The sequence below is a fragment of the Microbacterium sp. zg.Y909 genome, assembly GCF_024626565.1.
Map to the genome: position 1 here is coordinate 1 of NZ_JANJFJ010000345.1, position 4,742 is coordinate 4,742.

Here is a 4,742-nt window from a genome sequence, read left to right on the forward strand (position 1 = left end):
CACCAGGGTGTCACGCAGGTGATCGACGTGCTCGCCAACGACCAGAGCCCGTTCCCGAACGACCCGCTGACCGTGATCGACGCCCAGCTCGAGGTGGGTCAGACGCAGGGGCAGCCGCGCGTGCTCGGCGACGGACGCGTGGAGGTGACGCCGGCCGGCGACTTCGTCGGGAGCCTCGTGGTGCGCTATCGCGTGCAGGATGCCACGGAGGACCCCGACCGCCTCGTCGACGGGCGCATCCGCCTGACGGTGCAGGGGCGGCCCGACGTTCCGGGCACGCCCACCGTCTCGAGCGTGCAGGACCGCACGGTGGTGCTGTCGTGGTCGTCGCCGATGAACAACGGCGCCGAGATCACCTCGTACACCGTGACCTCGACGGCGGGGAACTACACGAAGACCTGCGCGTCGACGACGTGCACGCTGGACGGGCTGACCAACAACGTGGAGTACAACTTCACGGTGACGGCGACCAACCGGGTGGGCACGTCCGACCCGTCCGCGCCGTCGGCCACGGCTCGCCCCGACGCGCGTCCGGACACGCCGCAGCCGCCGACGCTCCGCTTCGCCGACCGGGCTTTGGACGTGGCATGGACGACGCCGTCGACGCCCGGGTCGCCCGTGCAGTCGTTCGACCTCGAGATCTCGCCTGCGCCGCCCTCCGGCGCGACGCAGAAGACCGGCGTCACCGGCAACGCGCTGCGCTGGGAGGGGCTGGAGAACGGCACGGCGTACCAGGTGCGCGTGCGCGCCGTGAACCGGGCGCCGGAGCCGTCGAGCTGGAGCAGCTGGTCGCCCAGCGAGATCCCCGCCGGTCCCCCCGCCGCCCCCGGCGCACCGTCGACCGAGCGCCTGTCGCCCGTGGGCGCCCAGGCCCAGCTTCTGGTGTCGTGGGGTCAGCCCGCGACCAACGGAGCGGCGATCAGCTCCTACACGCTGCGTGTGCTGCGCGGCGGCACGGTGGTCAACACGATCCCCGTCGCCGGCGGACAGACGTCGCAGGCCGTCAACGTGGATGCCTCGACGACCGACTACACCTTCACGGTCGCCGCGACCAACAAGGCCGGCCAGGGGGAGTTCAGCGCCCCCTCCGCCCCTCGGCGCGCCTTCACCCCTCCCGGCGCACCCGGCGCGGTCAGCGCGTCGCCGGGCGACCGCTCGATCTCGATCAGCGTCCCCGCCGGCGCGGGCAACGGAGCCAACCCGGGCGAGCTGGACTACGAGTTCTCGCTCAACGGCGGCGGCTGGAGCGGGGCGTGGGCGAGCCTCAACAAGGGTGCGACCATCACCGGCACGATCGGGGGCGTAGCCAACGGCACCGGATACACCGTCGCCGTCCGGGCGGTGAACCGCATGGACGGGCAGAACTACGCCGGGCCCGGTTCGCCGGCATCCAACCAGGTGGTTCCCTACGGCGCGCCGAACGCCCCAGGGGTCAGCGCCCAGCGCGACGGCACCTCGGTGGTGTTCAACTGGTCCAAGCCCGCGCTGAACGGTCGCGACGTGACGGTGCAGATCAGCATCAACGGGGGCGACTGGCAGAGCGTCGGCGGGAACGGCAGCAGTCGCGCCGGCAACGACTACGACCAGACCCACTCCATCCGCGCGCGGGCCGTCGACACCGAGGGACAGGTGAGCGGGGAGAGTTCCGCCCAGGCGTCCACGGCGCCGCGGCCTGCCCCGCAGAACGGCGCGCAGACCGTCAAGGGTGCGTACAAGTCCGGCTGCAACACCGCGTGCTACTACTTGGCAGTCACCACCGAGCGCGACTTCCCCGCCGGCAGCTACACCTACAGCTGCCTCGCCAACGGTCGCAAGTTCAACGACTGGGACGGGCCGGTGCACATCGCGGCCGGGACGACGACGCAGATCCAGTGCTGGTACGGCAACGCGGGCCACACGGTGCAGGTGCAGCTCAACGGCATCCCCGGAGCCAGCCAAGCCAAACCGACGACCTGGTGACCGAATGACGAACAAGGAGACACCCGGATGACGATGACCGTGGAGCAGGCAGCATGGTTCCGTGACACCTTCACGCGCCTGGCCGACAACGTCGGACAGGCCGTGCTCGGCAAGGACGAGGTGGTGCGCCTCGTGCTGACCGCCATGCTCGCCGAAGGTCACGTGCTGTTGGAGGATGCCCCGGGAACCGGCAAGACGAGCCTCGCGCGCGCCCTGGCGGCGACAGTGCAGGGCACCAGCAGCCGCATCCAGTTCACCCCCGACCTGCTGCCCTCCGACGTCACCGGTGTGACGATCTACGACCAGGCGACGCACAAGTTCGAATTCCACAAGGGGCCTGTGTTCGCGCAGGTGGTGCTGGCCGACGAGATCAACCGCGCCTCGCCGAAGACGCAGTCGGCTCTTCTGGAGGTCATGGAGGAATCCCGCATCACCGTCGACGGCGTCGCGCACGAGGTCGGCCGACCGTTCCTGGTGATCGCGACCCAGAACCCGATCGAGCAGGCCGGCACCTACAAGCTGCCCGAGGCGCAGCTGGACCGCTTCCTGCTGAAGACGACCATCGGCTACCCCGACCTGGCGGCAGCCGAGCGCATCCTCTCCGGCTCCGCCGACCGCAACCCCACCGCCCGGCTGCAGCCGGTGGTCACCGCCCACGCCGTCGCCGAGATGGCCGACCTCGCTGCGTCCGCCCACGTCGACCCGGTGCTGCTGCGCTACGCCGCCCAGCTGGCCGAGGCCACCCGCGAGAGCCGGGAGACCATGCTCGGGGTCTCGGTGCGCGGCATGCTCGCCATCGTGCGGGCCGCCAAGGTGCGCGCCGCATCCGAAGGCCGCCATTACGTGCTTCCCGACGACATCAAGACCCTCGCCCTGCCGGTGTGGAGCCACCGGATCGTGCTCGACCCCGAAGCGGAGTTCTCGGGCGTCACCCCCGAGAGCATCGTGCAGCGCGTGCTCGAGGACACCCCGGCGCCGCAGGCCCGCGCGGCATGACGGCCGCCGCACAGCCGGCCGCTCCGGCCACTGCGCGCCGCGGCGTTCGGCGTGCGCCGGCGGCAGCGCGCCCGTCGCTGCGGGCGCGCTACGAGGCATCCGTCGCCCCCGCCGTCACCCCGGTGGCGCGGCGTGTCGGCCGCATCGCGGGCGTCGTCACCCCGCTCGGCTGGGGCGTCTTCGCGGTCACGGCCGTCGCCGGCATCGCCGGGATGACGCTCGGCTGGTGGGAGCTGACCACTCTCGCCATGTGCGGGGCCGCGCTGCTGGCGGTGTGCGCGGTGTTCCTCATCGGGCGCACCCAGTACGACGTCTCCCTCGACCTCACCCGTCAGCGGGTGGTCGTCGGCGAACGGGCGGTGGGGAGCCTCGAGCTGCGCAACCCCGGCACCCGCGCGATCCTCCCCGCCCGCGTCATCCTCCCCGTCGGCCAGGCGCGGCCGGTGTTCGAGGTGCCGCGGCTGCGGCCGGGAGCGACCCATGACGATCTGTTCGCCATCCCCACCACGCGTCGCGGGGTGCTCACCGTCGGCCCGGTCAGCGCCGTCCGCGGCGATCCGCTCGGCGTCTTCCAGCGCGTGCAGGCCTGGAGCGATCCGCTCGAGCTCTTCGTGCACCCGCACACCGTGGGCCTGGGCAGCATGTCCGCCGGGTTTCTGCGCGACCTCGAGGGGCTTCCCACCCGCGATCTCTCGCGCGACGACGTCTCGTTCCATGCGCTGCGCGAATACGCCCCGGGCGACGACCGCCGGCATGTGCACTGGCGGTCCACCGCCCGCACCGGCACGCTCATGGTGCGACAGTTCGAAGACACCCGTCGCTCGCACATCGTCGTCACGCTCTCGCGCAACGCGGGGGAGTACGCCGACCCCGACGAGTTCGAGCTGGCCGTGTCGGCCGCCGGCTCCGTCGGCGTGCAGGCGCTGCGCGACGAGCGCGACGTGTCGGTGCTCAGCCAGGACGAGTCCATCCCCGCGACCGCCGGCCGGCCGCTGCTCGATGCCCTCTCGCGCATCGAGACCGCGCACGCCGTGGCATCGACGCCCGAGCTCGCTGCCCGCGTGAAGACCGAGGCGCTGCAGGCGAGCATCGTGGTCATGCTCACCGGGTCCCGCGTCTCGCCGCAGACGCTGCGCACCGCGGCCCGCACGCTCCCCGGGGGCGCGCGCGTGCTGGGAGTGTCGTGCCGCGTCGGTGCCACCCCCGAGCTGCGACGGCTGGGGGATGCCACCATCCTCACGCTCGGCGCGCTGTCGGACCTGCCGGTCGGCCTGCGGCGGGTGCTCGCGTGAGCGCGTCCGCCGCGGCCCGGCGGCCGTTCACCCGCCGCACGGCGGTCGACCTCGCTGCTGTCGCCGCCCTGATCTCGGTGTCGATCATCGGCTTCCGGCCCACCTTCGAGGGCTCGTTCTTCCTGCTCACCGGGTTCGCCGCCCTCGCGATCGGGCTGGGAATCGCCGCCGTCGCGGCGTGGCTGCGCTGGGGCGCGCTGACGGTCGCGGCCGTGACGGTCGCCGCATACTTCGTCCTCGGCGCGCCCCTCGCGGTGCCGACGACCACGATCGGCGGGGTCATCCCGTCGCTCGAGAGCATCATCGCCCTCGCCGGCGGCGTCGTGTTCTCGTGGAAGCAGTTCGTCACGGCGGTCGCGCCGTTCGAAGCATCCGACGCGTTCCTCGTCGTGCCGTTCCTCTCGGTGCTGCTGACGTCGGTGCTGGCCGGCTCCGCCGCGCTGAGGGCGCGGGCGTACGGGTGGGCGCTGCTGCCGGCGGGGCTGCTGCTCGTGC

Annotated in this window: 3 protein-coding genes and 1 pseudogene; all 4 read left to right on the forward strand. The window is 72.5% G+C overall.

Going from position 1 to position 4,742, the window contains the following annotated elements:
* Positions 1–1,959: fibronectin type III domain-containing protein (locus tag NQ160_RS18805; RefSeq protein WP_257516640.1), on the forward strand; the 1,959-nt coding region annotated here is incomplete at its 5' end.
* Between the two features lie 27 nt (positions 1,960–1,986).
* Complete coding sequence (locus tag NQ160_RS18810; protein WP_257516641.1) at positions 1,987–2,955, forward strand: AAA family ATPase; 969 nt, start codon at positions 1,987–1,989, stop codon at positions 2,953–2,955.
* Entirely contained in the window at positions 2,952–4,247 is a 1,296-nt protein-coding gene (locus NQ160_RS18815; RefSeq protein WP_257516642.1) for a DUF58 domain-containing protein, read from the forward strand. The genes NQ160_RS18810 and NQ160_RS18815 overlap by 4 nt, the downstream gene beginning before the upstream one ends.
* Positions 4,244–4,742, forward strand: a pseudogene (locus tag NQ160_RS18820) (transglutaminase domain-containing protein); the annotation flags it as partial. The gene NQ160_RS18815 and the pseudogene NQ160_RS18820, both read left to right, overlap by 4 nt.